General features: G+C 53.7%; 3 rRNA genes. All 3 read right to left on the minus strand.

Annotated features, from left to right (window positions below):
• Positions 1–52: 52 nt before the first annotated feature.
• A 5S ribosomal RNA gene (rrf, locus tag EII42_RS11940) occupies positions 53–169 on the minus strand.
• Positions 170–273: 104 nt separating this feature from the next.
• Positions 274–3,352 (minus strand): 23S ribosomal RNA (locus tag EII42_RS11945).
• A gap of 250 nt (positions 3,353–3,602) precedes the next feature.
• A 16S ribosomal RNA gene (locus EII42_RS11950) occupies positions 3,603–5,123 on the minus strand.
• The 16S, 23S and 5S rRNA genes sit together here, the layout of an rRNA operon.
• Positions 5,124–5,330: the final 207 nt, after the last annotated feature.

Consider the following 5,330-nt stretch of genomic DNA (forward strand, 5'->3'; position numbering starts at 1 on the left):
AAAAAAGGTGGGGGGTTCCCAAACAAACCAGGAACCCCCCACCAAAAACATAGTCCGGCAGCGTCCTAATCTCCCACACCGTACCCAGTGCAGTACCATCGGCGCTGGAGGGCTTGACTTCCGGGTTCGGAATGTAACCGGGTATTTCCCCTCCGCTATGACCACCGAAACACTCAACAAGCAGCCACGAAAACACTATCAAATTAACCAACAGCGTCCCCCGACCGTACCTCAAGAAACCCCACAGTGGACGCGTAACATCTTCATAGAACAAAAAACAAGCCCTCGGCCTATTAGTATCGGTCAGCTCCATACCTTACAGCACTTCCACATCCGACCTATCAACCCAGTAATCTACCGGGGGCCTTACCAGAAAACCTGTGGGAGCCCTAATCTTGAAGTGTGCTTCCCGCTTAGATGCTTTCAGCGGTTATCACGTCCCGACGTAGCCAACCAGCCGTGCCCTTGGCAGAACAACTGGCACACCAGAGGTCAGTCCAATCCGGTCCTCTCGTACTAGGATCAGCTCTTCTCAAGACTCCTACGCGCGCAGCGGATAGGGACCGAACTGTCTCACGACGTTCTGAACCCAGCTCGCGTGCCGCTTTAATGGGCGAACAGCCCAACCCTTGGGACCGACTCCAGCCCCAGGATGCGACGAGCCGACATCGAGGTGCCAAACCATGCCGTCGCTATGGACGCTCGGGCAAGATCAGCCTGTTATCCCCGGGGTACCTTTTATCCGTTGAGTCCTGGCGCTTCCATCCGCCACCAGAAGATCACTAATCCCGACTTTCGTCCCTGCTCGAAATGTCTCTCTCGCAGTCAAGCTCCCTTGTACATTTACGCTCAAAACCTGATTACCAACCAGGCTGAGGGAACCTTTGGGCGCCTCCGTTACCTTTTAGGAGGCGACCGCCCCAGTCAAACTACCCACCAGGCACTGTCCGTGACCCAGATAATGGGCCAACGTTAGATAACCAGAACGACCAGAGTGGTATTTCAACAACGACTCCACCAGAACTAGCGTCCCAGCTTCACAGCCTCCCACCTATCCTACACAAGTCGTACCGATCACCAATACCAAGCTATAGTAAAGGTCCCGGGGTCTTTCCGTCCTGCTGCGCGTAACGAGCATCTTTACTCGTAATGCAACTTCGCCGAGTTCGTGGTGGAGACAGCGCCCAAATCGTTACTCCATTCGTGCAGGTCGGAACTTACCCGACAAGGAATTTCGCTACCTTAGGATGGTTATAGTTACCACCGCCGTTTACTGGGGCTTAAGTTCAAAGCTTCGCCAAAAAGGCTAACCCTTCCCCTTAACCTTCCAGCACCGGGCAGGAGTCAGTCCGTATACATCGTCTTACAACTTAGCACGGACCTATGTTTTTGATAAACAGTCGCTTGGGCATGGTCTCTGCGACCATCAACGCCTTCGGGGAAAACCCTAATACGCATCCGGTCCCCCTTATCCCTAAGTTACGGGGGTATTTTGCCGAGTTCCTTCACCACGATTATCTCGATCGCCTCAGTATTCTCTACTCATCCACCTGTGTCGGTTTAGGGTACGGGCGGAAATACACGTCGCTCACGAAGCTTTTCTAGGCAGCATAGGATCACTCACTACAACGATAAACGTCTCCTCATCATGTCTCAGGCACACAGAACGCGGATTTACCTACGCCCCACCCTACACACTTGACCTGGCACAACCAATCACCAGGATGAGCTACCTTCCTGCGTCCCTCCGCAGCTTGCCTACTATAAGATCGGATCACAGGCTCAGCAACACAAAACCAAAAAGGAATCACGCCACCTCACATGCTTAGCATCACTCACCTCAGCATGGGCCGTGTAAAACCGGTACGGGAATATCAACCCGTTGTCCATCGACTACGCCTGTCGGCCTCGCCTTAGGTCCCGACTTACCCAGGGCAGATTAACTTGACCCTGGAACCCTTGGATATTCGGCGGACGGGTTTCTCACCCGTCATTCGCTACTAATGCCTGCATTCTCACTCGTGCGCACTCCACAACAGGTCACCCCATCACTTCACCACACACACGACGCTCCCCTACCCATCCACACAAAACGTGCAAATGCCATAGCTTCGGCGGATAACTTGAGCCCCGCTAAATTGTCGGCGCAGAATCACTTGACCAGTGAGCTATTACGCACTCTTTCAAGGATGGCTGCTTCCAAGCCAACCTCCTGGTTGTCTCCGCAACTCCACATCCTTTTCCACTTAGTTACCGCTTAGGGGCCTTAGCTGATGATCTGGGCTGTTTCCCTCTCGACTATGAAGCTTATCCCCCACAGTCTCACTGCCACGCTCTCACTTACCGGCATTCGGAGTTTGGCTGATTTCGGTAAGCTTGTGGGCCCCCTAGACCATCCAGTGCTCTACCTCCGGCAAGAAACACGCAACGCTGCACCTAAATGCATTTCGGGGAGAACCAGCTATCACGAAGTTTGATTGGCCTTTCACCCCTATCCACAGCTCATCTCCTCAGTTTTCAACCTAAGTGAGTTCGGGCCTCCACGAGGTCTTACCCTCGCTTCACCCTGGCCATGGATAGATCACTCCGCTTCGGGTCTAGAGCATGCGACTAAAACGCCCCATTCGGACTCGCTTTCGCTACGACTACCCCACACGGGTTAACCTCGCCACATACCACTAACTCGCAGGCTCATTCTTCAAAAGGCACGCCGTCACCCCAAAAGGCTCCGACGGATTATATGCGACCGGTTTCAGATACTATTTCACTCCCCTCCCGGGGTACTTTTCACCTTTCCCTCACGGTACTAGTCCGCTATCGGTCACCAGGTAGTATTTAGGCTTAGCAGATGGTCCTGCCAGATTCATGCGGAATTCCACGAGTTCCACACTACTTGGGAAAACACTCAAGAGTGAACAGCTTACGCCTACGGGAGTATCACCCTCTACGCTACGGCATTCAACCGCTTCAACTTCACCATCCATTTATAACTCTCCGGCCAACTGACAGATCAACCAGAATGCTCCCACAACCCCCATGCTGCAACGCCTGCCAGCTATCACACAACACAGGTTTAGCCTCATCCGCCTTCGCTCGCCACTACTAACGGAATCACAATTGTTTTCTCTTCCTATGGGTACTGAGATGTTTCACTTCCCCACGTTCCCTCCAACCGCCCTATACATTCAGGCGGAGGTCGCCAGACATAACTCTGGAAATTCAAGGTTTCCCTATTCGGACATCCACGAATCAAAGCTCGTTTACCAGCTCCCCGTGGCTTATCGCAGGTTACAACGTCCTTCATCGGCTCCTGGTGCCAAGGCATCCACCGATCGCACTTAGTAGCTTGTCAAAAATTGCTCTACAAAGATGCTCGCGTCCACTGTGAAGTTCTCAAGATACGGGCAGGCCCAGCCAACACCCCACAAAAGGGCACCAACCAGTCCGCAAGAAGAGCCACAACCGACCCTCCAGACACCCAACAGCGCACCCCCACCCAACACAAAGAAGAGCAGAAAAAGCCAACGTTCCACAAACCAGAGCAACCAACCAAAAACGATCGGCCAAGACACCAACAAACAGTGCCCCAAAAAGCTCCTTAGAAAGGAGGTGATCCAGCCGCACCTTCCGGTACGGCTACCTTGTTACGACTTAGTCCTAATTACCAGTCCCACCTTCGACAGCTCCCCCCAAAAAGGTTAGGCCACTGGCTTCGGGTGTTACCGACTTTCATGACTTGACGGGCGGTGTGTACAAGCCCCGGGAACGTATTCACCGCAGCGTTGCTGATCTGCGATTACTAGCGACTCCGACTTCATGGGGTCGAGTTGCAGACCCCAATCCGAACTGAGACCGGCTTTTTGAGATTCGCTCACCCTTACAGACTCGCAACTCTTTGTACCGGCCATTGTAGCATGCGTGAAGCCCTGGACATAAGGGGCATGATGACTTGACGTCATCCCCACCTTCCTCCGAGTTGACCCCGGCGGTCTCCCATGAGTCCCCGGCATAACCCGCTGGCAACATAGGACGAGGGTTGCGCTCGTTGCGGGACTTAACCCAACATCTCACGACACGAGCTGACGACAGCCATGCACCACCTGTAAACCGACCCAAAAAGGGAACGCCCATCTCTAGACGCATCCGGCATATGTCAAACCCAGGTAAGGTTCTTCGCGTTGCATCGAATTAATCCGCATGCTCCGCCGCTTGTGCGGGGCCCCGTCAATTCCTTTGAGTTTTAGCCTTGCGGCCGTACTCCCCAGGCGGGGTACTTAATGCGTTAGCTACGGCACGGAGAACGTGGAATGTCCCCCACACCTAGTACCCACCGTTTACAGCGTGGACTACCAGGGTATCTAAGCCTGTTCGCTCCCCACGCTTTCGCTTCTCAGCGTCAGGAAAGGTCCAGAGAACCGCCTTCGCCACCGGTGTTCCTCCTGATATCTACGCATTCCACCGCTTCACCAGGAATTCCATTCTCCCCTACCTCCCTCAAGTCAGCCCGTATCGGAAGCAAGCTCAGAGTTAAGCCCCGAGTTTTCACTACCGACGCGACAAACCGCCTACAAGCTCTTTACGCCCAATAATTCCGGACAACGCTCGCACCCTACGTATCACCGCGGCTGCTGGCACGTAGTTAGCCGGTGCTTCTTCTCCCACTACCGTCACAAAAGCTTCGTCATGGATGAAAGCGGTTTACAACCCGAAGGCCGTCATCCCGCACGCGGCGTTGCTGCATCAGGCTTCCGCCCATTGTGCAATATTCCCCACTGCTGCCTCCCGTAGGAGTTTGGGCCGTATCTCAGTCCCAATGTGGCCGGTCGCCCTCTCAGGCCGGCTACCCGTCGTCGCCTTGGTGAGCCACTACCTCACCAACAAGCTGATAGGCCGCGAGCCCATCCCTGACCGCCGGAACTTTCCAACCCCCAAGATGCCCCAGGGGTTCATATCCGGTATTAGCAACTGTTTCCAACTGTTATCCCAGAGTCAAGGGCAGGTTACTCACGTGTTACTCACCCGTTCGCCACTCGTGTACCCCCAAAAGGGCCTTACCGTTCGACTTGCATGTGTTAAGCACGCCGCCAGCGTTCGTCCTGAGCCAGGATCAAACTCTCCGTTAAAAAACAACCGGCAAAAGGGCAATCAAACCCAAAAACCGACAACAGAAAACGATCACTGACCAGACCCAAAAACTGGATCAATCAATAAATCAAAGGAACCCATAACACGAAAAAACCGTGCACAGGACACACACAAAAAATGTGCAAAAATTGGCATTGACTTAAAGCACGCTGTTGAGTTCTCAAGATTCGCTCGCGACCCTCACG

The sequence above is a fragment of the Tessaracoccus sp. OH4464_COT-324 genome (assembly GCF_003932855.1).
Lineage (GTDB): Bacteria > Actinomycetota > Actinomycetes > Propionibacteriales > Propionibacteriaceae > Arachnia.